Origin of the sequence: Kitasatospora sp. SC0581 (assembly GCF_048159585.1) — a bacterium.
Taxonomy (GTDB): domain Bacteria; phylum Actinomycetota; class Actinomycetes; order Streptomycetales; family Streptomycetaceae; genus Kitasatospora.
In genome coordinates, this window is the sequence record NZ_JBLRWA010000038.1 from 46,895 (window position 1) to 71,291 (window position 24,397).

The 24,397-nt window shown below is 73.9% G+C and carries 20 protein-coding genes, 2 tRNA genes and 1 pseudogene; 10 read left to right on the forward strand and 13 right to left on the reverse strand.

The window, feature by feature from the left end; all coding sequences use genetic code 11:
- Positions 1–14: 14 nt before the first annotated feature.
- The 4 genes from ACLWS4_RS34060 to purS all read right to left on the reverse strand — a co-directional run bounded on the left by ACLWS4_RS34060 (position 15) and on the right by purS (position 4,130).
- Positions 15–881: a sterol carrier family protein gene (locus ACLWS4_RS34060; RefSeq protein ID WP_416876145.1), complete on the reverse strand. Its 867-nt coding sequence runs from the start codon at positions 879–881 to the stop codon at positions 15–17.
- A gap of 65 nt (positions 882–946) precedes the next feature.
- Positions 947–3,202, reverse strand: a complete 2,256-nt coding sequence (purL, locus tag ACLWS4_RS34065; protein WP_074001867.1) for a phosphoribosylformylglycinamidine synthase subunit PurL — start codon at positions 3,200–3,202, stop codon at positions 947–949.
- Positions 3,202–3,879: a phosphoribosylformylglycinamidine synthase subunit PurQ gene (gene purQ, locus ACLWS4_RS34070; protein WP_380667109.1), complete on the reverse strand. Its 678-nt coding sequence runs from the start codon at positions 3,877–3,879 to the stop codon at positions 3,202–3,204. Before purQ ends, purL begins: the two co-directional genes overlap by 1 nt.
- The gene (gene purS / locus ACLWS4_RS34075) at positions 3,876–4,130 is read right to left on the reverse strand and encodes a phosphoribosylformylglycinamidine synthase subunit PurS (RefSeq protein WP_049654013.1); all 255 of its coding nucleotides are present in this window, start codon (positions 4,128–4,130) and stop codon (positions 3,876–3,878) included. The genes purQ and purS overlap by 4 nt, the downstream gene beginning before the upstream one ends.
- A 465-nt stretch (positions 4,131–4,595) precedes the next feature.
- On the opposite strand from purS, the gene ACLWS4_RS34080 reads away from it, so the two are divergent.
- The 7 genes from ACLWS4_RS34080 (at position 4,596) to ACLWS4_RS34110 (ending at position 9,238) form a co-directional block, all read left to right on the forward strand.
- On the forward strand, positions 4,596–4,913 hold the full coding sequence (locus tag ACLWS4_RS34080) for a histone-like nucleoid-structuring protein Lsr2 (protein ID WP_030056585.1): 318 nt from the start codon (positions 4,596–4,598) through the stop codon (positions 4,911–4,913).
- Between the two features lie 143 nt (positions 4,914–5,056).
- Positions 5,057–5,129: transfer RNA gene (locus ACLWS4_RS34085), tRNA-Gly, on the forward strand.
- Between the two features lie 39 nt (positions 5,130–5,168).
- Positions 5,169–5,241: transfer RNA gene (locus ACLWS4_RS34090), tRNA-Gly, on the forward strand.
- A gap of 188 nt (positions 5,242–5,429) precedes the next feature.
- Positions 5,430–6,437 carry an ABC transporter ATP-binding protein gene (locus ACLWS4_RS34095; protein ID WP_416876146.1) on the forward strand — a complete coding sequence of 336 codons (1,008 nt, stop codon included), beginning with the start codon at positions 5,430–5,432 and terminating at the stop codon, positions 6,435–6,437.
- Positions 6,434–7,270: an ABC transporter permease gene (locus ACLWS4_RS34100; protein ID WP_380743517.1), complete on the forward strand. Its 837-nt coding sequence runs from the start codon at positions 6,434–6,436 to the stop codon at positions 7,268–7,270. The genes ACLWS4_RS34095 and ACLWS4_RS34100 overlap by 4 nt, the downstream gene beginning before the upstream one ends.
- Before the next feature lie 97 nt (positions 7,271–7,367).
- On the forward strand, positions 7,368–8,597 hold the full coding sequence (locus ACLWS4_RS34105; RefSeq protein WP_181970626.1) for a sensor histidine kinase: 1,230 nt from the start codon (positions 7,368–7,370) through the stop codon (positions 8,595–8,597).
- A 17-nt stretch (positions 8,598–8,614) separates the two neighbouring features.
- Positions 8,615–9,238: a response regulator transcription factor gene (locus tag ACLWS4_RS34110; protein ID WP_049654019.1), complete on the forward strand. Its 624-nt coding sequence runs from the start codon at positions 8,615–8,617 to the stop codon at positions 9,236–9,238.
- 33 nt (positions 9,239–9,271) lie between these two features.
- Here ACLWS4_RS34110 and ACLWS4_RS34115 read toward each other — a convergent pair whose 3' ends face one another.
- From ACLWS4_RS34115 to purD, 4 genes are all read right to left on the reverse strand, one after another.
- Positions 9,272–10,171: a phosphoribosylaminoimidazolesuccinocarboxamide synthase gene (locus ACLWS4_RS34115; protein ID WP_049654021.1), complete on the reverse strand. Its 900-nt coding sequence runs from the start codon at positions 10,169–10,171 to the stop codon at positions 9,272–9,274.
- A 125-nt stretch (positions 10,172–10,296) separates the two neighbouring features.
- Positions 10,297–11,835 carry a N,N-dimethylformamidase beta subunit family domain-containing protein gene (locus tag ACLWS4_RS34120; RefSeq protein ID WP_049654022.1) on the reverse strand — a complete coding sequence of 513 codons (1,539 nt, stop codon included), beginning with the start codon at positions 11,833–11,835 and terminating at the stop codon, positions 10,297–10,299.
- A gap of 227 nt (positions 11,836–12,062) precedes the next feature.
- Positions 12,063–13,649, reverse strand: coding sequence for a hypothetical protein (locus tag ACLWS4_RS34125; protein ID WP_387829762.1), 1,587 nt, complete (start codon positions 13,647–13,649; stop codon positions 12,063–12,065).
- Positions 13,650–14,274: 625 nt separating this feature from the next.
- Positions 14,275–15,522: a phosphoribosylamine--glycine ligase gene (purD, locus tag ACLWS4_RS34130; protein WP_049659445.1), complete on the reverse strand. Its 1,248-nt coding sequence runs from the start codon at positions 15,520–15,522 to the stop codon at positions 14,275–14,277.
- Positions 15,523–15,889: 367 nt separating this feature from the next.
- Here purD and ACLWS4_RS34135 point away from each other — a divergent pair, with 367 nt between their 5' ends.
- A complete protein-coding gene (locus ACLWS4_RS34135) occupies positions 15,890–16,675 on the forward strand; it encodes an SLATT domain-containing protein (protein WP_074001872.1) in 786 nt (261 codons plus the stop codon).
- A gap of 70 nt (positions 16,676–16,745) precedes the next feature.
- Here ACLWS4_RS34135 and ACLWS4_RS34140 read toward each other — a convergent pair whose 3' ends face one another.
- The 3 genes from ACLWS4_RS34140 to ACLWS4_RS34150 form a co-directional block, all read right to left on the reverse strand.
- Positions 16,746–17,393 carry a hypothetical protein gene (locus ACLWS4_RS34140; protein ID WP_049659440.1) on the reverse strand — a complete coding sequence of 216 codons (648 nt, stop codon included), beginning with the start codon at positions 17,391–17,393 and terminating at the stop codon, positions 16,746–16,748.
- Positions 17,394–17,510: 117 nt separating this feature from the next.
- Complete coding sequence (locus ACLWS4_RS34145; RefSeq protein ID WP_074001873.1) at positions 17,511–18,527, reverse strand: GntR family transcriptional regulator; 1,017 nt, start codon at positions 18,525–18,527, stop codon at positions 17,511–17,513.
- Positions 18,528–18,735: 208 nt separating this feature from the next.
- A complete protein-coding gene (locus tag ACLWS4_RS34150) occupies positions 18,736–19,533 on the reverse strand; it encodes a carbon-nitrogen family hydrolase (protein ID WP_049656341.1) in 798 nt (265 codons plus the stop codon).
- Positions 19,534–19,707: 174 nt separating this feature from the next.
- Here ACLWS4_RS34150 and ACLWS4_RS34155 point away from each other — a divergent pair, with 174 nt between their 5' ends.
- Positions 19,708–20,529, forward strand: a complete 822-nt coding sequence (locus ACLWS4_RS34155; protein WP_049656343.1) for a maleylpyruvate isomerase family mycothiol-dependent enzyme — start codon at positions 19,708–19,710, stop codon at positions 20,527–20,529.
- 39 nt (positions 20,530–20,568) lie between these two features.
- Here ACLWS4_RS34155 and ACLWS4_RS34160 read toward each other — a convergent pair whose 3' ends face one another.
- Both ACLWS4_RS34160 and ACLWS4_RS34165 read right to left on the reverse strand, forming a co-directional pair.
- Positions 20,569–21,978, reverse strand: coding sequence for an MFS transporter (locus ACLWS4_RS34160; protein WP_416876147.1), 1,410 nt, complete (start codon positions 21,976–21,978; stop codon positions 20,569–20,571).
- A gap of 60 nt (positions 21,979–22,038) precedes the next feature.
- Positions 22,039–23,271, reverse strand: a complete 1,233-nt coding sequence (locus ACLWS4_RS34165) for a M64 family metallopeptidase (protein WP_079271989.1) — start codon at positions 23,269–23,271, stop codon at positions 22,039–22,041.
- A 365-nt stretch (positions 23,272–23,636) separates the two neighbouring features.
- On the opposite strand from ACLWS4_RS34165, the pseudogene ACLWS4_RS34170 reads away from it, so the two are divergent.
- Positions 23,637–24,397: pseudogene (locus ACLWS4_RS34170) on the forward strand (hypothetical protein); the annotation flags it as partial.

The window sequence follows — 24,397 nt, forward strand, 5'->3', positions numbered from 1 at the left end:
CACCGGGGAGCCGGTCAGCCGAGCACCGGCAGGTACGCCCGCAGGTCGCTGCGCTCCCCCGAGGCGGACACCTCGGCCGCGTCCACCGCCGCCGCCCAGTCCGTCCGGCCGGTGGCCAGCCGGATCCAGGTCAGCGGGTCGGTCTCCACCACGTTGGGCGGGGTGCCCCGGGTGTGCCGGGGGCCCTCGACGGCCTGCACCACCGCGTACGGCGGGATCCGCAGCTCGACCGCGCCGCCCGGGGCACGGTCGGCGAAGGCGTCGGCCAGCAGCCGGGTGACGGCCGCGACGGCCTGCCGGTCGTGCGGGAACGCTGGGAGGGCCCGGGAGGCCGAGGAGGTCAGGGAGACCGGGGAGCCGGGGAAGGCGTCGGGCCCGAGCGCGGCGGCCAGGTCGTCGGCGTGCACGACCGTCTCCACCAGCCTGGTCACCAGCATGTCGGAGAGCGTCATCGAACCCAGCCGGATCTCGAACCGCCGCGCCGGGTCGGCGGCTTCGGGCCGCTCCAGCAGGGCGAGCAGCGCGTCCGCGGCCCGGCCGAAGGCGGCCGCCACCGAGGCCGCGTCCCCGGCGAACTCCGCCGCGCCCCGCTCCCGGGCCTGCTCGTCCAGCAGCGGCGCGACGGTGGCGACCCCGGCCGCCCAGCCCGACAGGTCCAGCGGTGCCCGCCCCTGCGGCCGGTCGTCCAGGTGCGCCGGGACGTAGTCGAGTTGGACGGCCAGGTGGGCGAGCAGTTCGCGGACCCGCCACCGCCCCAGCCGGGTCGGCAGGTCCAGCTGCTCCGTGCCGAGCGCGTCCACGGCGGCACGCAGCGCCCTGGTCTGGGCGGCCAGCGCGGCGCGGACCTTCTGCGGCTGGTACGTACGGGGCTTGGCAGGCATGGGGCTCAACATATGACGAGGGGCGGACGGTTCACCAGGAACCGCCCGCCCCTCGAACAGGCCGATCAGGCCAGCAGGGCCTCGATGACGCCGGTGTGGGCGTCCTTCAGCTCCGCCAGCGAGACGCTGAACTGGCCCTGGACGTCCAGGCTGTCGCCGTCCACGACACCGATCCGGGTGGCCGGCAGGCCGCGCGCGGTGCACATGTCGTTGAAGCGGAGCTCCTCGCTGCGCGGCACCGCCACGACGGCGCGGCCGGCCGACTCCGAGAACAGCAGGACGAACGGGTCCTGGCCCTCGGGCAGGACGATCCGCGCACCGTGGCCGCCCTTGAGGCAGCTCTCCACGAGCGCCTGGCCGAGGCCGCCGTCGGACAGGTCGTGCGCGGCGTCGATCATGCCGTCGCGCGAGGCGGCGATCAGGATGTCGCCGAGCAGCCGCTCGCGCTCCAGGTCCACCGCGGGCGGCAGGCCGCCGAGGTGGTCGTGGACGGCCTGCGACCAGGCCGAGCCGCCGAGCTCGTCCGCCGTGTCGCCGAGCAGGTAGAGCAGCTGCCCCTCCTCGGCGAAGGCCAGCGGGGTGCGCCGGGTGACGTCGTCGATGACGCCGAGCACCGCGACCACCGGGGTCGGGTGGATGGCGACCTCGCCGGTCTGGTTGTACAGCGAGACGTTGCCACCGGTGACCGGGGTGCCGAGCACCAGGCAGGCGTCGGCCAGGCCGCGGGTGGCCTCGGCGAACTGCCACATCACGTCCGGGTCCTCGGGGGAGCCGAAGTTGAGGCAGTCGGAGACGGCGAGCGGCTTGGCACCGCCGGCCGCGACGTTGCGGTACGCCTCGGCCAGGGCCAGCTGGGCGCCGGTGTACGGGTCCAGCTTGGCGAAGCGGCCGTTGCCGTCGGTGGCGACCGAGACGCCGAGGTTGGTCTCCTCGTCGATCCGGATCATGCCCGAGTCCTCGCCGACCGAGAGCACGGTGTTGCCGAGCACGTAGCGGTCGTACTGGTCGGTGATCCAGGACTTGGAGGCCTGGTTCGGGTGGCTCGCGACCTTCAGCAGGTCGGCCTTGAGGCCCTCGCCGGTGGTCGGGCGGGCCAGCCGCTCGGCGGTCGGGGCGTCGGCCTGCAGCGCGTCCTGCCAGCTGGGGCGGGCGTACGGGCGCTGGTAGGTCGGGCCCTCGTGGGCGACGGTGCGCGGCGGGACGTCCACCACGAGCTCGCCGTGCCAGTAGATCTCCAGGCGCTCGCCGTCGGTCACCTCACCGATGACGTTGGCGATGACGTCCCACTTCTCGCAGATCTCCAGGAAGCGGTCGATCTTGTCGGGCTCGACGATCGCGCACATGCGCTCCTGCGACTCGCTCATGAGGATCTCCTCCGGCGAGAGCGTGTGGTCGCGCAGGTGCACGGTGTCGAGCTCGATCCGCATGCCGCCGGAGCCGGCCGAGGCCAGCTCGCTGGTGGCGCAGGACAGGCCGGCGCCGCCGAGGTCCTGGATGCCCTTGACGAGCTTCTCCCGGAAGATCTCCAGGGTGCACTCGATCAGAAGCTTCTCCTGGAACGGGTCGCCGACCTGGACCGCCGGGCGCTTGGCCGGCTTGGTGTCGTCGAAGGTCTCGGAGGCGAGCACCGAGACGCCGCCGATGCCGTCGCCACCGGTGCGGGCGCCGTACAGCACGACCTTGTTGCCGGCGCCGGAGGCCTGCGCGAGGTGGATGTCCTCGTGCTTCATGACGCCCACGCACAGCGCGTTGACCAGCGGGTTGCCCTGGTAGCAGGAGTCGAAGACGACCTCGCCGCCGATGTTCGGCAGGCCCAGGCAGTTGCCGTAGCCGCCGATGCCCGCGACGATCCCGGGCAGCACGCGCCGGGTGTCCGGGTGGTCGGCCGCACCGAAGCGCAGCGGGTCCATCACGGCGACCGGGCGGGCGCCCATCGCCAGGATGTCGCGCACGATGCCGCCGATGCCGGTGGCCGCGCCCTGGTAGGGCTCGATGTACGACGGGTGGTTGTGCGACTCGACCTTGAAGGTGACCGCGTAGCCCTGGCCGACGTCGACGACACCGGCGTTCTCGCCGATGCCGACGAGCATCGCGTCCGAATCCGGCTTCTTCTCGCCGAACTGCTTCAGGTGGACCTTGCTGCTCTTGTACGAACAGTGCTCCGACCACATGACCGAGTACATGGCGAGCTCGGCGCCGGTGGGACGGCGGCCGAGGATCTCGCGGATGCGCGCGTACTCGTCCTCCTTGAGGCCGAGGTCGGCCCAGGGCTGGGCGGCGTCCGGGGTCTGCTCGGCGTTCTTGACGGTGTCGAGGCTCATCAGGCGTTCACCAGCTGCTTCAGGACGGAAGTGAAGAAGCCCAGGCCCTCGGTGGTCGGACCGGTGAGCGGCTCCACGGCGTGCTCCGGGTGCGGCATCAGGCCGACGACATTGCCGGCGGCGTTGGTGATGCCGGCGATGTCGCGGTACGAACCGTTCGGGTTGACGTCCAGGTAACGGGCGACGACCCGGCCCTCCGCCTCCAGCTCGTCGAGCACCCGCTCCTCGGCGACGAAGCGGCCCTCGCCGTTCTTCAGCGGGACGACGATTTCCTGGCCGGCGGAGTAATCCCCGGTCCAGGCGGTGCCGGCGTTCTCGATGCGCAGCTTCTGGTCGCGGCAGATGAAGTGCAGCGAGTCGTTCCGGGTGAGCGCACCGGGCAGCAGGTGCGATTCGCAGAGCACCTGGAAGCCGTTGCAGATACCGAGCACCGGCATTCCGAGCTTCGCCTGCTCGATGACGGTCTCCATCACCGGCGAGAACCGGGAGATGGCACCGCAGCGCAGATAGTCGCCGTAGCTGAATCCGCCCGGCAGGACGACGGCGTCGACCTGGTGGAGATCCTTGTCACGGTGCCAGAGGGCGACCGGCTCGGCGCCGGCGAGACGGACCGCCCGCCGGGCGTCGCGGTCGTCGAGGGAGCCGGGGAAAGTGACGACGCCGACGCGGGTGGTCACTTGCCCTCCTCCTCGACCCGGACGGTGAAGTCCTCGATCACGGTGTTGGCGAGAAAGGTCTCGGCGGCTTCGCGGATACGGGCGAGCGCCGCGTCGTCGACCGGGCCCTCCACATCCAGCTCGAAACGCTTGCCCTGGCGGACGTCGGCGATCCCGGTGAATCCGAGACGGGGCAGTGCACGCTGCACCGCCTGTCCCTGGGGGTCGAGGATCTCCGGCTTGAGCATGACGTCGACTACGACGCGTGCCACTGGCACTCCCGGTGGTGTCTTCGGTGAGGCGGGGGAACTCCAGACTACCGGTGGTTTCGGGCAGGATTGCTGGCCGGGCATAGCGACGCGCGTAGACCCCAGACCCTTACGCAGCAAGGGATCCAGCGCCCCGATCACCTGCCCGGGCCGGCCGGTTTCCCCGGATTCGGCACTCGGAACGACGCCCTCCGGAGAACACCCGAATACGGCACTTGGGGACAGAACCGCCCGACCCGCACATCGGTATCAAGGAACCCGCCGAAGAGACGTGAATATCCGGAAAAGAATGCCGGACTCTTCGATTTCGGCCCCCTTCGGGTGCAGAATAGGGCCACCTGTCGCGGCAAGTGCTGCGTATCAGGCGAGCCGCCCGGCCCGCCCGTACGCGCTTGCGCGAGTTGGTGCACATCAGGCCCCGGTACCCCCTCGGACCGGCGGCCGAATTGCCCGAGAGGATTGACACCCATGGCTCAGCGTGTAGTTGTCACGCTCTCCGACGACCTGGACGGCGGCGCCGCCGCCGAAACCGTCCACTTCGGCGTCGACGGAAAGTCGTACGAGATCGACCTGTCCGTGGACAACGCGGAAAAGCTGCGGGAGGCCCTCGCTCCGTTCGTCGCCGCCGGCCGCCGGCAGAGCCGCACCGGAAAGTCCTTCCGGCGCACCGCCCTCACCCCGGACCCGGCCGCCGTCCGCGCCTGGGCCCTGTCCCGCGGGATGGAACTGCCGGCCCGCGGCCGCATCCCCAAGCACGTGTACGAGGCGTTCGCCGAGGCGAACTGACCCCGCGGGGAGCCCGCTCCCCGGTCGCCCCGCCCGCCCGGTCCGAAAGGGTGGGGCGACCACCCCGAACGATGCTGTAGAGTATTCCTCGTCGCCGCAACGGAGAGATCCGAAGAGGCGGCGGGTGCCCCACCAGGCACCATGCGGACGTGGCTCAGTTGGTAGAGCATCACCTTGCCAAGGTGAGGGTCGCGAGTTCGAATCTCGTCGTCCGCTCGCAGTGCGCGAGCACAGCACAACTCAATAGTTTGACCTGCGGACGTGGCTCAGTTGGTAGAGCATCACCTTGCCAAGGTGAGGGTCGCGAGTTCGAATCTCGTCGTCCGCTCAGATACGAAGGGCCCCCTCAATCGAGGGGGCCCTTCGGCATTCCCTCCCGGGGCGTCCCGGCACCCCCGCACCCGGCGGCCGGCGATATCGGCCATGACATTTGTCATCGCCGACCCGTGCGTCCCCACCGCGATGTCATGACGGCTCGCACTGCCCGCACGGCCCGGCCGACGGGAGGCTTGGGGCATGGAAACGAGCCGGCCCTCCCGCCCCAGCGACGACGTGATCGAGGTCACCGACCTGCACCGCCACTACGGCGGCGGCAACACCGGGTACCACGCCGTGCGCGGCGTCGACCTGACCGTCCGCCGCGGCGAGCTGTTCGCCCTGCTCGGCACCAACGGGGCCGGCAAGACCTCCACCATGGAGGTCATCGAGGGCCTGGCCGCGCCCACCGGCGGCACCGTCCGGGTGCTCGGCCGGGACCCCTTCACGGAGCGCGGCGCCGTCCGCCCGCGGATCGGCATCATGCTCCAGGAGGGCGGCTTCTCCGGCGAGCTCACCGCCGCCGAGACCGGCCGCACCTGGGCCGGGATGACCAGCGGCGCCCGCCCGGTCGCGGAGGCGCTGGAGCTGGTCGGCCTCGGCCACCGGGCGAACGTCCGGGTCAAGCAGCTGTCCGGCGGCGAGAAGCGCCGGCTGGACCTCGCGATGGCCCTGCTCGGCCGCCCCGAGGTGCTCTTCCTGGACGAGCCCAGCACCGGCCTCGACCCGGAGGCCCGCGCCGCCGTCTGGCGGCTGGTCCGCGAGCTGCGCGCCCAGGGCACCACGGTGCTGCTCACCACGCACTACCTGGAGGAGGCCGAGGAGCTGGCCGACCGGCTGGCCATCATGCACGGCGGCCAGGTCGTCACCTCCGGCACCGTCGCCGAGGTGATCGCCGGCCGGCCCTCCCGGATCTCCTTCGAACTGCCCGAGTTCACCGGGACCGCGCTGCCCCTGCTGCCCGGCGCCGAGCTGTCCGTCGACGGCCGCAAGGTCACCGTGCAGACCGTCGGGCTCCAGGACACCCTCACCGACCTGCTCGGCTGGGCCCGGCACCACGGCATCGCGCTCGGCGCGCTGGACGCCCGCAGCGCCTCGCTGGAGGAGGCCTTCCTCGCGATCGCCTCCGAGGCCGCCCACCAGCACCCCCCGCAGGCGCCCGCCGCCACCCGCCCCGCCCGCCGCCGCCTGATCGGATCCGCCCGATGACCACCGCCACCGCCACCGCCGCCACCACCGCCGGTCCGCAGAGCACCGCCGTCCGCCGGCTGCTCGCCCTCGGCCGGGCCGAGGCCACCCTGCTGCTGCGCAACCGCACCGCCCTGTTCACCGCCCTGGTGCTGCCGCTGTTCCTGGTCGTCGTCCTCCGGAGCACGCTGGCGCAGCAGGCCGAGTCCAACCCCGGCCTGGACGTCGACTCGCTGCTGGTCTACGGCTCGGTCGGGATGGTCCTGGCCTTCGTCGTGTACTACAACCTGACCGCCGCGTACGTCGGACGGCGCGGCGAGCTGGTCCTCAAGCGGCTGCGCACCGGCGAGGCCCGGGACATCGAGATCCTGCTCGGCACCGCCGTCCCCTCGCTCACCCTCGGCCTGCTGATGGCCGCCCTGATCGGGATCGGCGGCAGCGTCGCCCTGCACCTGACCGTGCCGGTCAACCCGCTGCTGATGCTGGTCGGCCTGCTGCTGGCGCTGGCCACCATGATCGCCCTGGCCGCGCTGTCCAGCGCCTTCACCAGGACCGTGGAGAGCGCCGGCATCACCACCCTGCCGGTCATGCTGGTCATGCAGTTCGGCTCCGGCCTGTTCGTCCCGCTGGACGTCATGCCCGAGCAGCTGGCGAACATCTGCCGCCTGCTGCCGACCACCCCGGCCTTCCAGCTGATCCGCGTCGGCTGGTTCGGCACCGACGGCTCGGCCGCCGCGACCGGTTTCGCCGGCTCCTGGGGCGCCGCCGGCTCGCACCTGGTCACCGGGGGCATCTGGCTCGCCCTCGCGGTCTGGGGCGCGGTGCGCTACTTCCGCTGGGAGCCGCGCCGCTGAGCATCCGGCAGTAATCCGAAGGAACGCCCCCGGTCCGACCTCTGATATGAAGGCAGCAAGCATGATCGTGGTCGAACTGGGGGCGGAAGAAATGAGAATGCGGTCGCCGCTTCGCAGCTGGACGAGCCTGAGCAATCCCCAGCGCACCGAGCTGTACCTGCGCTGGTCGCTCTACCTGATGGCGCTGTTCATCCTGCCCGGCATCCTGCTCACCGTCGGGAGCGTCGCCGACCAGGCCGAGAACATCCCGGTGATCCGGATCTCCCTGCTGATCGGACTCGCCGTCACCCTGGTGCTGCTGCGGGCCTACCGCACCGCGCTCGACCACTACCTGGGCCGCCCCGCCGACCACCGGCTCTGGACCGCCCTCTCGGCCGGCCTCGCGGTGGCCGGCTCCTGGACGGTCCTGCTGTTCGGGCCCGCCGACGGCGGGACGCGGAGCCCGGGAGGCGCGCCCTTCACCCCGTTCGTCGCCAGCGTCCTGCTGATCGCCTCCTTCGGGCCGGTGTGCGTGGCGCTGACCCCGCGCTGGGCCGCCGTCACCGGGGTGGGCATGCTGGCGGCCGTCTTCCCGGCCGGGGTGCTGTCCGGGGGCGACCCCGCCGGCGTCGCCGGGTACCTGACCGGACTGACCATCGGCATGGCCTTCATCGGCTTCAGCTGCCGCAGCTTCGCCTGGCTGACCTCGATCGTCTGGGAACTGGACACCGCCCGCGAGGCGCAGTCCCGGCTGGCCGTCGCCGAGGAGCGGCTGCGCTTCTCCCGCGACCTGCACGACGTGATGGGCCGCAACCTCACCACCATCGCGCTGAAGAGCGAGCTCGCCGTGCAGCTCGCCCGCCGGGGCCGCACCGAGGCCGCCGACCAGATGGCCGAGGTGCAGAAGATCGCCCAGGAGTCGCAGCGCGAGGTCCGGGACGTCATCCGCGGCTACCGCACCGCCGACCTGCACGCCGAGGCGATCGGCGCCCGCGCGGTGCTGCGCTCGGCCGACGTCGTCTGCGAGATCGACCTCGGCGAGCAGGCGGACGAGCTGCCGGCCCCGGTCCAGTCGGTGTTCGGCTGGGTCATCCGCGAGGCCACCACCAACGTGCTGCGGCACAGCGAGGCCGACCGCTGCCTGATCCGGCTGCGGACCGAGGACGGACGGGCCGTGCTGGAGCTGGAGAATGACGGGGTGCCCGACGTCCCGTTCCCCTCCCAGGGCAGCGGCACCGGGCTGCGCGGACTGCGCGAACGGCTCGCCGCCCACGGCGGCGAGCTGGCCGTGCCGACCGCCGGGGCGGGCGTCTTCCGGATGCTCGCCACCGTCCCGCTGCCGAGCTGAGGAAGAAAGACCGCCCGATGACCGAGAACGCCGCGCCCGTCCGCGTCCTGCTCGCCGACGACGAGCACCTGATCCGGGGCGCGCTGGCCGCGCTGCTCTCGCTGGAGGACGACATCGAGGTGGTCGCCCAGGCCGGCTCCGGGACGGAGGCGCTGGCGATGGCCCAGGCGCACCGCCCGGACGTCGCGGTGCTGGACCTCCAGATGCCCGGCAAGGACGGCATCGAGGTGGCCGCCGCGCTGCGGCTGCTGCTGCCGGACTGCCGCTGCATGATCGTCACCGGCCACGGCCGCCCGGGCTACCTGAAGCGGGCGCTGGAGGTCGGGGTGCGCGGCTTCCTGCCGAAGACCGTCTCGGCGGCCGACCTGGCGGGCATCATCCGGACCGTGCGCTCCGGCGGCCGGTACGTGGACCCGGAGCTGGCGGCGGACGCGATCAGCGCCGGCGAGACCCCGCTGACCCCGCGCGAGACGGACGTCCTGGAACTGGCCGCGGACGGCACCCCGATCGCCGAGATCGCCGAGCGCGCCTCGCTCTCCCAGGGCACCGTGCGCAACTACCTGTCCTCGGCGGCCACCAAGCTGGGCGCGGAGAACCGGCACGCGGCGGTGCGGATCGCCCGCGAGCACGGCTGGATCTGAGGGATCCGGCGCCCGCGGGCGATCGTCCCGGGCTCAGGCCCAAGTGGTGCCGGTCAGCCGCTCGTACACCTCGATGTACCGGGCCCGGGTCTGCTCGACGATCTCGGTCGGCAGCGCCGGCGGCGGCTGCTCGCCGTGGCGGTCCCAGCCGGAGGCCGGGGAGACCAGCCAGTCGCGGATCAGCTGCTTGTCGAAGGACGGCTGCGAGCGGCCCGGCTGCCACTGGTCGGCGGGCCAGTAGCGGGAGGAGTCCGGGGTGAGCACCTCGTCGCCGATCAGCAGCTCGCCGTCCAGCAGGCCGAACTCGAACTTGGTGTCGGCCAGGATGATGCCGCGCTCGCGGGCGATGTCCCGGGCCCGGGCGTAGACGTCCAGGGTGGTGCGGCGCAGCTGGGCGGCGAGCTCGGCGCCGATCCGGCGGGCGGTCTCCTCGTAGGAGACGTTCTCGTCGTGCTCGCCGACCTCGGCCTTGAGCGCCGGGGTGTAGATCGGGGCGGGCAGCTCGGAGCTGTTCTCCAGGCCCTCGGGCAGCGCGATGCCGCAGACCGTACGGCTCTCCTGGTACTCGGCCAGGCCGGAGCCGGCCAGGTAGCCGCGGGCGACCGCCTCGACCGGGACCATCTCCAGGCTGCGGCAGACCAGCGTGCGGCCCTTCCAGTCGGCCGGGGCGCCGGCCGGGACCTCGGTGGAGATCACGTGGTTGGGGACGATGTCGGCGATCCGCTCGAACCACCACAGCGACAGCTGGGTGAGGATGCGGCCCTTGTCCGGGATCTCGTTCGGCAGCACCCAGTCGTGGGCGGACGTCCGGTCGCTGGCCACCATGACCAGCTCGCCCGATCCGGTGCGGTAGAGGTCGCGCACCTTGCCGGTGTGCAGGTGGACCAGGCCGGGTACCTGGACCGGCTCGGGCTTGGTGACAAATCCGCTCAAGGTGTTCAGTCCTCAGGGGTCGTTCGCGGGTGGGGCACCGCGAAAGGGGAGGTCACTGCCCCCGCAGTCTTTCACGACCGGGTTCGCCCGCCCCGACCCGTCCCCGGCCTCGGGGGACGGAGCGCCTAGTTCTTGCACAGTCGGTCCAGCAGGTTGGCGGTGGCCCGCTGGATCCGCTCGTCGGTCAGGCCCGGGCGGCCCAGCGCGGGCGACCAGGCGAAGGTGCCCGCCGCGAAGACGTACGCGCCGCTGGGCGCCCGGTACAGCGAGGTCTCCTGGTAGCGGGTGCGGCCGCCCAGGTCCTGGTACGGCGAGTGCGCCAGCAGCACCCGCTCGATGTGCTCGGGCAGCGCCACCTTGGGGTAGTAGCGGTCGGCCTCGCCGGCGACCAGCCCGGGCAGCTCGTCGCCCTCCTGGAGGCCGGTGCCGTCCCAGAGCCAGTGCGCGGTGTGCCGGGCGACCAGCGGGACGGGCGCGGCGACCCGCCCCGAGTACTGCACCCCGAGCAGCTGCTGCTCGGGCTCCCCGGCGTCCCGCCACAGCGCGCTGGCCGCGCCGGGCGCCCCGGCGGCCGGGCTGCCGGGGCGGACCTTCTGCCGCTTGCGGCAGTTGAGCAGCCGGTTGGGCTCGCCGGAGGCGGCGGCGCTCAGCTCGACCCGCCAGTACATGGTGTTGGCGGAGAGGAACACCAGCGAGGTGCCGCCGTCCCGGGCCCGCTCGGCGGCCCGGCGCATCGGCTCGGACCAGTACTCGTCGTGGCCGGGGAAGACCAGCGCCCGGTGCCGGGACGGGTCCACCAGGCCGGCGTGCAGGTCGGTGGCGGTGGCGTAGGAGAGGTCGTAGCCGAAGCGCTCGGCCCAGCGGATGAAGTCGTACGCGTGGCCGACGTGCAGCGGCAGTCCGGCGGTGGCGTGCGGGCGGTCGAAGGAGACGGTGACGGCCGCCTCCGGCTCGCCGACCAGACCGCCCAGGCCGTCCCAGGCGTGGTAGAGGCTGGCGCCGGTGCGGCCGTCCTCGGGGAACAGGTTGTACGCCTGCCAGGTCACGTCGGGGAGCACCAGGAGCAGCTCGGCGGTGCGCGCCCGCTCGTCGAAGTCCCGGACGGTGAAGGGGATGTGGCTGCGGTGCAGCATGTCCGCGGTGGTCAGCACGGCGACGTACGAGCCGGGCTTCCAGTGCGCCGGGATCTGGAGCCGCCAGGAGTGCCACCAGTGGTGGCAGGAGACCGTCCGGTCGACCACCAGCGGGGCGGGCTGGGCGAGGCCGGAGATCAGCGGGCTGGAGGTCATGTGGCGGGCGCCGTCGCCGCCGTAGTGGCCGATCCGGAAGACGTCCACGGTGAACTCGCGGGGCGGGTTGACGGTGACCCGGAAGTCCACCGAGCCGCCGGGGCGGATCACCCCGGCCGAGGCGAAGCCCTTGATCTGCTGGTCCACGTCGTTGGCGCCCTGCGGGCTGCCGACCGACGGCTTGGGTCGGGTGCCCGCGGCCAGCGGCTGCTGGCCGGGCGCGTCCACCGAGACGTACCAGGGGACGGCGCCCTCCGCCCCCGCCAGGTACTGGTCCGGGCTGCGCAGCCAGGGCAGCGGCCCCTGACCGAAGGGGTCGGAGACGCTGTAGGCGTGCGTCCCCGACTCCCAGCGGCGGTTGAGTTCGGTCCCCACGCGCCCCTCCCAGGTGCACTTCCGCCCGGTGGCACGTGCCCCCCGGATGTGCGTGCGGTCTAATACACCACAGAGTGCTGCCGTAACGTCACCCTCCGGTAGCAATTGGTGCAGGGAATCTCGCGCGCCTCCCGGGCAGGGCCTCCGGCCTGCGAAGACGCCGGGCGGCCAACCGATTTGGGGGCGCGCACCGGGGCACCGAGCGCCCTCCTGGAACGCCTGGGACGTCAGAGGCGGACGGGTTTCTCGAGACGGACGTCGGCCGCGTCCAGCCAGGCGCGCAACGGGCCGTCCTGGCCCTGTTCGACGGCCTGGGCGACCGGGCCGGCCAGGTCGGTGCGGCGCACCCCGCCGAGCAGCAGCACCGGGCCGTCCAGCCAGTCCAGGCCGGGGGCGCCGCCGGCGGTGTCCACGGCGGCGCAGCAGACCATCGCGGTGACGTGGTCGACCAGCAGGTCGCGGCCGCTGCGGTCGGGTTCGAGCAGCGGGGCCGGGGCGGTGGTGCGGGCCAGCTGGGCGGCGAGCGCGGCGGCCAGCAGCTCGCCGTCGCCCTCGGCGAGCCGGCCCAGCAGCCGGGTGAGGGTCGGAGCGCCCGGGCGGGACTGCGGGGCGAGCCGGTCCAGGGCGGTCTGCAGGGCGGCGGCGCCCGCCCGCCAGCCGGCGTCCACCACCTCGGCCGGGTAGTCGGCCCACTCCAGCTCGTGCCAGCCGCCGGCCGCCGGGCGGCCGAAGAACAGGTCGGCGGCGAGCCGGGAGACCGCCCGGTCGACGGTGCCGGGCTCCTCCAGCAGGTCGCAGGCGGGGCGGTCGCCGAGCCGGCTGCCGTAGCCGTCGGCCAGCCGGTCGCGCCGGGACAGCTCGGTGAGCGCGGAGACCACGCCGGCGTTGAGGTGGGCCGGGTGGCGGCCGAGCCGCCAGGCGGGCAGCGCGACCCGGGTGAGCAGCCGGTCCCAGCCCGCGTAGGCCAGGCCGACCTGCTCCTGGGCGGCGATCCGCAGGCCGTAGTCGACCGCCCTGGCCTGCTCGGAGGCCCAGCCCGCGACCGAGCGCTCCAGCTCGGCGGAGTGGCCCCGGCAGGCGCCGAGCAGCCGGCGGACGACCCGGCGGACGACCCGGTCGGCGAGTGCGGCCGGACCGCGCCGGGGCGGCCGGGGCGGGGCGGCCAGGATGCCGCCGCCGAGGCCGGGGGCCGTGCCGCCGCCGGAGTCCAGGCAGGCGTCCAGGCGGCGCAGGAAGCGCCGGGCGGCGGCGATCTCCGGGTCGGCGGAGGCGGCGGTGCCGGCCACCACGGGGGCGAGCAGGGCCCGCAGCTCGCCGGCCCGCATCCACCAGAGGAAGGGCGAGCCGATCACCAGGACGGGGGCGGGCTCGGCCGGGTCCGGCTGCGGCGGCGTGGCCGTCGGCCCGGCGGGCGGGACGTCCTCCAGCCAGCTGTCGCAGTCCGGGGTGAGGGCGACGGCGGAGGGCGCCGGCACGTCCAGCCGGTCCGCCAGTTCGTCGATCAGCCGGTACAGCTCGGGTGCCTCGGCGCGGTCCAGCGGGACGGCCGGGGTGGACGGCGGGACGGCCCGGCGCAGGGCCCGGGCGGTCAGCCCGGCCACCAGCAGGGTCAGCGCGGCGACCGCGCAGACCGCCCAGCGGGCGGCGTCCCAGCCGGCCGCGTCGGCGGCCCCGGGCGCGCCGATCCGGCCGGTGAACCGGCCCGCGAGCAGGACCACCGCGACGGCGGTGGGCAGGGCGGCGGCGGCCCGGGCGAGGCCTCGGACCCGCAGGACCGCCTGGGCGTGAGCGCGCGCGATGTCGACTGCTGCCATACGGTGCGGCACCCCCTTCGGAGCCCTCGGGCGCCCGGCTTCGGGCCCTGAGCCGACTCGAAATGATCAGTTCCGACCGGGAAGCGGAGGCGTCCGATCCCCGGTAGTGCATGCTGCGTGGCGCTACTGACATTTTCGACGCCCCGGTCCGGGTGGGCGTTCCGGATCACCCCGGTTTCCACTCGTCCCGGTGACACTGCCCGGATTCCGGACGCCGGCGGCCGGTCCGGTGCGAAGCACCCGACGACCGCCCGGCCGGACGCCGTCCAGCATCCCCCCGTGGGAGCACCGCTACCCGGCGGCGACCCCGGCGCACGGGCCCCGCGCACCGCGATCCAGCGCACCATAAGGCCGCGCAGCCGGTTGCGTCAGCCGGATGCGGGTGCTGTCACCCGATGGGCTGGAATCCGTCGGCCGAACGGTGAGTCCGCCCCGGCGGCCCCTCCAGCCCCGAAACGCCCGGGGCACTGCGCCCATGGGGGTTGACCGGCCAGCTCGGTTGTTCGAGCTTCGCTCGCCCCTGCCGGCGGTCCCCCGCCACGGGCCCGAGCGGGGCCGTCACACGCCGCGGCCCCCGTGCGAACGGTTCGCACGGGGGCCGCGGTCGGCACGGGCACGGGTGGCCTCAGGCGGTGGCCGCCTTCAGCGCGATGTCGGTGCGGTGCTGGCCGCCCTTGAGGGAGATCCGGTCCACCGCGGCGTACGCGCGCTCGCGCGCCTCGGCCAGGTCGGCGCCGGTCGCGGTGACCGACAGCACGCGGCCGCCGGCGCTCAGCACCTGGCCGTCCTCGCCCGCCGTCGTCCCGGCGTGCAGCACGAACGCGGTGCCGTCCGCCTCGGCCTCGGCCAGGCCGTCGATCGGGTCGCCGGTGCGCGGGGCGGCCGGGTAGCCCTCGGAGGCGACGACCACGGTGACGGCCGCGCCCTCGTCCCAGCGCAGCGGCTCCAGCTGGTCCAGGGTGCCGTTGGCGGAGGCCAGCAGCACGCCCGCCAGCGGGGTGCGCAGCCGGGCCAGCACGACCTGGGTCTCCGGGTCGCCGAAGCGGGCGTTGAACTCGATCACCCGAGTGCCGCGCGAGGTGAGCGCCAGGCCCGCGTACAGCAGGCCGGAGAACTCGGTGCCGCGGCGGCGCAGCTCGTCCACGGTCGGCTGGAGGACGGTCTCCAGGACCTCCTCGACCAGCCCGGCGGGCGCCCACGGCAGCGGCGAGTAGGCGCCCATGCCGCCGGTGTTGGGGCCCTCGTCGCCGTCCAGCGCGCGCTTGAAGTCCTGGGCGGGCTGGAGCGGGACGACGGTGGTGCCGTCGGTGATCGCGAACAGCGAGACCTCGGGGCCGTCCAGGTACTCCTCGATGACCACGCGCTCGCAGGCCGCGGCGTGCGCCAGCGCCTCCGCGCGGTCGGAGGTGACCACGACGCCCTTGCCGGCGGCCAGGCCGTCGTCCTTCACCACGTACGGGGCGCCGAAGGCGTCCAGCGCCTCGGCCGCCTCGGCGGCGGTGGTGCAGACGTAGGAGCGGGCGGTGGGCACGCCGGCCGCGGCCATCACGTCCTTGGCGAAGGCCTTCGAGCCCTCCAGTCGGGCGGCCGCCGCGGACGGGCCGAACACCGGGACGCCGGCCGCGCGCACGGCGTCCGCGACGCCGGCCACCAGCGGGGCCTCCGGCCCGACCACCACCAGGGCGGCGCCGAGCCGGCCGGCCAGCGCGGCGACCTGCGCACCGTCCAGCTGGTCGACCGGGTGGACCGTCGCGACCTGCGCGATCCCGGCGTTGCCCGGGGCACAGTGCAGTTCGGACACAGCGGGATCTTGGGACAGAGAGCGGCACAGGGCGTGTTCGCGGGCGCCGCCGCCGATGACGAGGACCTTCACGCCTGGCAGCGTAGTCGGTGGCCTGTTCCGGCCGCTCTCCGGTCCCGTCGGATCCTCCAGGTGGAACGCTCCGTACGCCGAGCACACTGGAGGATCGTCCAAGCCCGACCGGGCCGATTCGGCGACGGGTACCCGGGTCACGACGGCGGGTCACCGGACCCTCGCTCGGACGGGTGAAATCTCGCCGACCCCCGCAACCCGCCCACCTCGGGTTCCGTTGGCCGAAACCGGTAACGATCAGCGGAGAAGCGCCCCCACGGTCAGCCATTTGGCGGTAAGAAGTGCTGTTGGAGAACCACCGGCGGACACCACGTCAGCCGTTGCGCCGACAGACCCAGCAGTCCGCCCGCCACAGGGAGCCCCACAGGTGAGCCAGCCGGAAATGCAGCCCGAGGAGAGTGCCTGGGGCAAGGAGATCGGCGAGGAGGACCCGCCCGCCGCCGCCGTCGTCCGACGGGCCTCCACCCGACGCCGGGACGATCTGAGCACCCGACAGTTCCCGCTCGGGGACTGGGGCGAGCCCGCCGAACGGCTGGAGGAGCTCTACCGCTGGTCCGAGGAGCGGGCCGTCGAGGCCATCGAGTGGTACCGCCGGGACCGGATCTGGAAGCGCCGCTGGGCGCGCCTGCTGCGGTTCGGCGCGGCCGGCTTCGCGGTGGGCGGGGTGACCGCCCCGCTGGTCGACCTGGCCGGCGCCTTCGCGAACGGCACCGGCTGGGGCTACGTCGGCTTCGCGCTCTCCGCCGGCTGCCTGGCCGTCGACCGGGTCTTCGGCCTCACCTCCGGCTGGATGCGGGACGTCTCCACTGGACAGGCGCTGCAACGCCGCCTGGAGGCCTTCCAGTTCGACTGGGCGTCGGAGTGCGTGCGCGAGGTGCTCGGCCCGACCGAGGGCACCGCGGGCGAAGCCGCCGAACGCTGCCTGGGCGTGCTGCGCCGGTTCTGCGAGGACGTCTCCGACATGGTCCGCTCCGAGACCTCGGAGTGGATGCTGGAGTTCCGCGCCTCGATGACCCAGCTGCCCACCCAGTCCGGCGGGGCCTGGGGCGGGCGCAGCGAGCCCGGGGTGGGCGCCCAGGTGCGGGTGCTGCCGCCGCCGGGCACCCGGCCCACCATGCCGCGTCAGCGGCCGCCGGAGGGGCCGCTGCGCTAGCGGTCGGGGCCGGGAGCCGGATCGCGACTCAGGGCTCAGGGCTCGGGGCTCAGGGCTCAGGGCTCAGGGCTCAGGCGAAGACGATCATCGAGCCCTGGGCGACGCTCCTGGTCGCCGCCGCGTACAGGCCCGACCAGGCGTGCCGCTCCCGGGCGAAGGGGTGGACGTCGTCGATCGGCGGCCCGAACGGCTGCTCCAGGCCGGTCGGGCCGAGCGGCCGGGTCGGGTCCGGCGGGTTGAGCGGGTCGATGCCCAGCGCCGGTGCGACGGCCTGGAGTTCGCGCAGCAGCCCGTGGCTGGAGCCGAGCGGACCACCGGAGGCGAGCAGCGTCTCGTCCACCAGCGGCACCGCGAACTCGACCGGCACGTACGCGCCGGCGTGGTCGAAGTGCCAGACCAGGTGCGACTGTTCGGCGCCGCTCTCGAACATCTCCAGCAGCTGCTCGTAGTCGCCGCCGAGCGTGTCGACCGGGGTGATGTCCAGTCCGGTGAGGCCCAACAGGTAGGCGCGGCGCAGGAAGTGCAGCGAGTCGTAGTCGAAGGCGGCTATCGGCTCGACCGCACCGCTGATGCCCGGGACGAACTGGTAGACCGGCACCTCGGGCAGCCCGCGCGAGGCCAGCACCGCGTTGTAGAGCGCGAGGTCGTCCCGGAAGGGGTTGTCGGGACTGTGGCTCAGCACGTCCACCAGCGGGACGAGCCAGAGGTCGCAGGCCATGGCCGGCAGTTCCTCTCCGGAGGCGGGGATCGCCCGCGGAGACGGGGCGACGACGGGGGCTTGGGTCGGTACCCGGACGGCCCGTTGGCGGGGCGCCCGGTCCGACGCCCGCCCACCCTACCGGCCCGGCGCGGCGTGCGGGTCGGACCGCCCCCGCGGGGCCTCCGGGGGCGGCTCGGGCAGCCGCCGGCCGAACCGGCCGTACGGCGTCGCGCGCGGCTGCGGCACCAGGCCGAGGCCCAGGCCCAGTTCACGGCCGAGCTCCCGGCCGACCTCGTCGCTGCGGCGGCTCCGCTCGGCGCGGGCCGCGCCGGGCCCGGCGGCGGACTCGGCGGCCGGCTCCGGCGGGGCCGGCGGCGCGGGCGGCGGCTCGACCGGCACCGCCGGCGGCTCCTCCCCGGCGAACTCGGTGAGCAGTCCGAGGACCGTCACCGACTCCAGCGGCTGTCCGGCCAGCCCGGCCAGCAGCCGGACGGTGTACAGGTTGTACTCGCAGATGATCCGGTGCGCGGCGAGCGGGTCGCGGGCCTCGATCGCCTCGACCAGGTCCGGGTGGCGCTCCCAGCAGACCCCGCCCAGCGCGGGCAGCTCCCGCAGGTAGCGGGCGGCGAACATCCAGGACTGCACCCGCAGCCAGTCCAGGTAGTCGGCGATCCGGCGGTTGCCGAGCAGCGCGCCGACCTCCTGCCAGAACCGGCGGTCGCAGCCCACCATCACGTCCAGGTTCCCGGCCCGGGCGGCCCGCACCGCCGCGTCGGCCCGGCGGTGCAGCGAGGACAGCCGGCTGAGGTCGGGCAGCGCCCGGCGGGCGGTGTACTGGCGGTGGAAGCTGTCGGTGATCAGGACCCGGGACTCGAAGATCTCCAGGAAGTCGTCCCAGCCGAGCTCGGGCACGGTGAAGCCGCGGTGGTGCTCGGCCCGCAGCAGGCCCTGCGCGCCGAGGTCGACCAGGGCCTCGCGGGCCGGGGTCGCGGAGACGCCGTACAGCTCGGCGATCTCCTTGACGGTGAAGTTGCGGCCGGCCGCGAGTCGGCCGGCCATCATCTCCTCGCGCAGCGCGCCGGCGATCTGCTCGCGCAGGCTGTTGCGGTGGATGACGGGACGGGGGGTGTCGCCTGCGCCGTTGTCAGGCATGGGCGCGACCTCCTCGGGCGGGCCGACCGGGCAGGCCCTCGTACGGGCCGGCGGGGAACACGACGAGTGCTCATCTTCTCAAACCCGATCGACCCAGGTACGAACCAACCCTCCGGAACGCCGTCCGCGGCGCCCCGGCGCCGTCCCGACCGCGCCCCGCCCCCCGCTCCCGCCGCCGCGCCGGCCCCGCTCCGGGCGCCGCTCCGGCTCAGCGCTGGACCGGCGCCGGGATCCCCAGCAGGCGGTCCCGCAGCACCGGGAACTCCTCGCGCGCCTTGGCCACCTCGGCCGGGTCGAATTCGACCGTCAGGACCTCCTCGTCCGCCCCCGCCTCGGCCAGCACCCGGCCCCACGGGTCCACCACGATGCTGTGCCCGGCCTGCTCGACCCCGGCGTGCGTCCCGGCGGTGTTGCAGGCCAGCACGAAGGCCTGCTCCTCCACCGCCCGGGCCCGGGCCAGCAGCGTCCAGTGCTCGCGCCGCCGGGCCGGCCAGGCCGCCGGGACCACCAGCAGCTGCGCGCCGGCGTCCAGCAGCGCCCGGAACAGCTCCGGGAAGCGCAGGTCGTAGCAGGTGGCCAGGCCCAGCGTGGCGAAGTCGGTGGGCGCGGTGACGATCTCCTGCCCGGCGCCCATCACCACCGCCTCGCCGCTGTCGAAGCCGAAGCGGTGGATCTTGCGGTACGTGTGCACCAGCTCGCCGTCCGGGGAGAACAGCAGCGAGGTGTTGTAGATCGGACCGTCCGGATCGCGTTCGACGATCGAACCGGCGTGCAGCCAGACCCCGGCGGCCCGGGCGGCGGCCGACATCACGTCCGAGGTGGGCCCGTCCAGCGTCTCCGCGCCGTCCGACCAGAGGTCGTAGGCGAAGCCGCCGAGCGGCCACAGCTCCGGGAGGACCACCAGGTCGGCGCCCTGTTGCGCCCGCACCAGGGCGGCCGCCCGAGCCCTCCGCTCGGCGGGCGGCTCCGCGTCGGAGACCGCGAGTTGGATCAATGAAGCGCGCACAGTACCACCGTCCACGGCAAGAGACCTACGATCGTCACCCGAAAGCGCTGCCCAGCTGTCTCCCGGCAGCGTAACGTGCGGTTAGCGTGTGCGCCGGGAAAGCCGGACCATCCCGGTCGGCCGTGACGGCGGGGCACAGGCGGCAAGGAAGCTGACGGAGGGCCGGAGATTCCCGTGACGGACAACCAGACCGTGCAGGCTTACACCGAGGCGTGGACCCAGACCATCGAGTCCATATCGGAGCTGGTCGCCCCCCTTCCCGAGGGCTCCTGGAACCGGGCCACCGAGTGTCCGGGCTGGTCCGTCCGGGACGTCGTCTCGCACGTGATCGCGGTCGAGTCCGACCTGCTCGGCGACCCCCGCCCGATCCACTCGCTGCCGCGTGACCTCCGTCACGTGACCTCCGAGTTCGCCCGCTACGTCGAACTCCCGGTCGACAAGCGCCGCTGCCACACCGCGCTGGAGATGACCAGCGAGCTGGAGTACACGATCATCCGGCGCTCCCGGGCGCTGCGGAACGCCAAGCAGACGCCCGAGGAGCCGGTGCGCTGGCCGGCCGGGCCGCTGGCCAGGGACGTCCCGTACCACGAGCTGCTGCGGAGGCGGGCCTTCGACGTCTGGGTGCACGAGCAGGACCTGCGCCGGGCCCTGGAGGCCCCGGGCAACCTGGACGCCCCGGCCGCGCTGATCACCCGGGACGTGCTGCTGGAGCTGCTGCCCAAGGCCGTCGCCACCAAGGCCGGGGCCCCGGCCGGAACGGCGCTGGTGCTGGACGTCACCGGCCCGGTGGAGTTCCTGCGCACCGTCCGGGTGGACGCCACCGGCCACTGCACCGTGGACGAGTCGATCAGCCTGGCGCCCGACGTCCAGCTCACCATGGACTGGGAGACCTACCTGCGGCTCGCCTGCGGCCGCGGCCGGCCCGGCCCGGTCTCCGTCGAGGGCGACCAGGAGCTGGCCGAGCGGGTGCTGGCCAACTTCTCGGTCACCATCTGAGGCGGACCGCCCGGGGCCCGGGGCCGGACGGCCCCGGGCTCAGCCCGCCGGCGCCGCGACCGCCTGCGCCGCGACCTTCCGGCGCAGCCGCAGGATCATCGCCGTGCCCACCGCCAGCGGGACGTACTGCCAGCAGAACGCCCAGCGGAAGGCGTCGGCCGAGTACCCGACGGCCCCGTCCGGGGAGAGCGCGTCCAGCAGCACGCCGATGCCGAAGAGGGTGATCATCGTGCCGATGAAGCCGCCCATGTTGACGATCCCGGAGGCGGTGCCGAGCCGCTCCGCGGGGTTGCGGGCGCGCGCGTAGTCGAGGCCGACCAGCGAGGCCGGGCCGTTGCTTCCCATCACCAGGATGATCCCGACCAGCAGCCAGGTCGGCGGGTGGCCGCCGGGCCAGGCCAGCACCAGCGCCCAGCCGAGCGCGGTGGTCACGACGACGGTCAGCACGATCGGCATCCGGGCCCGCGCCGAGGCGGAGAGCAGCCGGCCGAAGAGGAAGCCGAAGCTCATGTTGCTGAGCACCAGCAGGGTCAGCAGCCCGCCGGCCCCCGCCCGGGACATGCCCTGCGCCTGCACCAGGTAGGGCAGGCCCCAGAGCAGGCCGAAGGCGTTGCCGGGGAACTGGGTGGTGAAGTGGATCCAGAGCCCGAGCCGGGTGCCCGGCTCCCGCCAGCAGGCGAGGACCTGCTGGCCGACCTTCGGCCGCGCCCCGGGCGCCCCGCCCCTCCCGGCCTCCCCGGGCCGGGCGGCGGCGGCCTCCTGCGGGGGCGTGTCCTTGAGGAAGAGCGCGACCAGCGCGAACACCGCCACGCCCAGCAGCGCGATCGCGGTGAAGGTGGGCGTCCAGCCCTCGCTGTGCAGCGCCTGGGCGAGCACCACGGTGGTGACCAGGTTGCCGCCCATCCCGGCCAGGCCGGTCAGCTGGGCGACGAACGGGTTCCGGGCCGCCGGGAACCACCGGGCGGCGATCCGCAGCACGCTGATGAAGGTCATCGCGTCGCCGCAGCCGAGCACCGCGCGGGAGGCCAGCGCGGGGCCGAAGGAGGAGCTGAACGCGAAGGCCAGCTGACCGGCGCTCAGCAGCAGGACGCCCAGCAGCAGCACCCGGCGCGGCCCGAACCGGTCGACCAGTAGGCCGACCGGTATCTGCATGGCCGCGTAGACCAGCACCTGGAGGATCGAGAAGGTGGAGAGCGCCGAGGCGCCGATGCCGAAGCGGTCGGCGGCGTCCAGTCCGGCCACGCCGAGGCTGGTGCGGTGGATGACGGCCAGGATGTAGACGCTGACGCCGACGGACCAGGCCAGCCAGGCCGCGCGGCCGCCGGGCGGCTCGAATACGGGTCCGGGCACCGGCGCTGACGCCGGCGCGGAGCCGGCCGGGGGCCCGGCGGCGGGTCGGGGAGCGGGGACGGACGGGGACGGGGCTGGACGGGCGGGCTCCACGGTCATAGTCCGACCAGATTAGTCATCCCATGATTGGACGCCCAGATGCGGGGCGCGCACCGCACCTCAGCCGGTCAGCGTCCAGGACACCGAGCGGGTCATGTGGCGCTCCCGGAAGGCCTCGTCCCGCACCCAGTCGGTGGTGTCCTTGACGGTCGCCGTCACGGTGGCCGTCCGGCCCGGGGCCAGCTCCAGCGGGGCGGTGTCCAGCCAGGAGCCGTCGGGGGACTGCGGCGTCACGGGGACGCCGTTCACCTTCCACTCCACCTTCAGCTGCCGCGGGCCGGTCAGCGGCAGCGGCCGGACGTCGAGCCGGGGCCGCCCGGACACCTCGCCGGGGGCCGGCACCGGGGCGTCGGTCGGCCGGACCCTGCGGTACAGCTCCTCGATGATCGCCTCGCGCGAGGGGAGGTTGTACGCGCTGCCGAGGGTGCGCATCACCGAGTCCGGGGTGGGCCGGTAGAGGCCGTTGGCACTGCGGTACGCCCCGACCACCCCGGCCCCGTCCGGGGACTCGGCGCCCAGCCAGCGCCACCACTTGGTCTGCTTCCTGCGCATGTCGTCGGCGTTGAGGGTGGCGAGGTTCGGGTAGTCGGCGTCCTCCGGGGCGCTGTCGTACTCGTCGCCGAGGTCCCCCACGGTGTGCCCGATCTCGTGCTGGATGATCCGCCCGGCGTCCGGGCTGCCGCCCGCCAGGGTGGTCACCCCGGTGCCGCCGGCGCCGCCGTACTCGGTGGAGTTGGCCAGGGCTATCAGGTACTGCGGCCCGGCGCCGCCCCCCGCGTACCGGGCGGTGGCGGCCTCGTCGGCGCAGAGCAGCCGGGCGGTGCCCTCGCACCAGAAGTGCATGCCGAGCGGGGTGGCGGTCTTGCGCCCGCGGCTCTCGGACTCCGCTATCCCGGAGACCGGGGAGACCACCTCGACCCGCCTGATGTTGAAGAAGCCCTGGTAGGTGCGGAAGGGCTCGATGTCCATCAGCGCGTGCCAGGCCTTGTCGGCCTGCTGCCGGAAGAGCTCCTGCTCGCCGGCCGTGTAGCCGTCGCCGAGCAGCACCAGGGTGATCCGGTTGGCCGGGTCCCCGGTGCGGCGTATGTCGACGGTGGGGGCGGCCGCGGGTATCCGCTGGTCGGCCTGGAGGGCCGCGTGCGGCGGCACCGCGCGGTCGGCGGCGGCCCCCGGCCCGATCACGCCGAACGGCGAGGGGCCGACCAGCTCCAGGGCGCCCGGGAGGGCGGCGGCGGACACCAGCACGAGTGCGGCCAGACTCCGGACGAGACGGCCAGGGTTGCCAGGCGGCATACGGGTGCGTCCTCCGGGTTCCGGTCACCCGGCGTCGCCCGGGTGGTGGAGCGGAGACGTACCCGGGCGGCCGGGACTCCCCTATCCGGCCGCGAAAAAGTCACCGACCTGGCCGAACGATCCGTACTTTCCGGATCATTCAGGTCATACCAACCATCACTCGGACGGTCTCCGAGGCCCGCCGAAGAACTCCGAAAAATTCTCGGAACCCACCTGCAACCCCTGACGGGGATGCGCGTCTATACGGATGAAGGCACGGAGAGCGAGACCGGCGGAGCCGGGGGGCGCTTCCGCTCGTGAAGCAGCGGGGCCGGTCGTCTTCGCCCACACACACCGTCAGACCCATGACCCTGGGGAGTCACGTCATGCGCACGTCCGTTATCACCCGTTTTGCGAAGAACGACCGCGCCTTCTCCGGCCGCCGCCGCATCGCCACCGTCGCCGCCACCGTCGTCCTCGCCGGCGGCGTCCAGTTCCTCGCCACCGACACCGCCTGGGCCTGCGGGGACCACCGGCTCAACGGCGCGTACGAGGCTCCGGCCAACGTGCCCGGACTGTCCCCGGACACCGCCATCGTCTCCGCCAAGTCCTCCGTGGTGGCGGACGGCAGCTGGAACGAGGTCTCCGTCAAGGTCACCAACAAGGCCGCCGAGGACGCCCACGGCATGGAGCCCTTCCTCGGCATCCACACCCCGGGCTCGGGCGCCGCGGCCCGCCTCAAGGACGTCAAGATCCAGTACGAGGACTACACCGGCGCCTGGAAGAACCTCCAGCTGCTCGACGGCTGCTCCCGCGTCGTCGACATCACCGGCTCCCAGCGCCAGCGGATGGCCGCCAACAGCTCGGCGACCTTCAAGTTCCGCTACTCGCTGGCCGCCGGCACCCCGGACGGCGTGACCACGATCGACCTGCTGGCCTCGACCGAGATGGCCGGCTCCCAGGGCCCGGGCGACTCGGGCTTCAAGACGGTCAAGGTGACCCACCCCCAGGACACCGCCGGCACCAAGCCGACCACCCCGGCCAAGCCCAAGCCCACCCCCACCAAGGAGACCAAGCCGGCCCCGGCCAAGCCCGCCGCCGAGCAGACCAAGGACACCGCCGCGGCCGCCCCGGCCCCGAAGCCGAC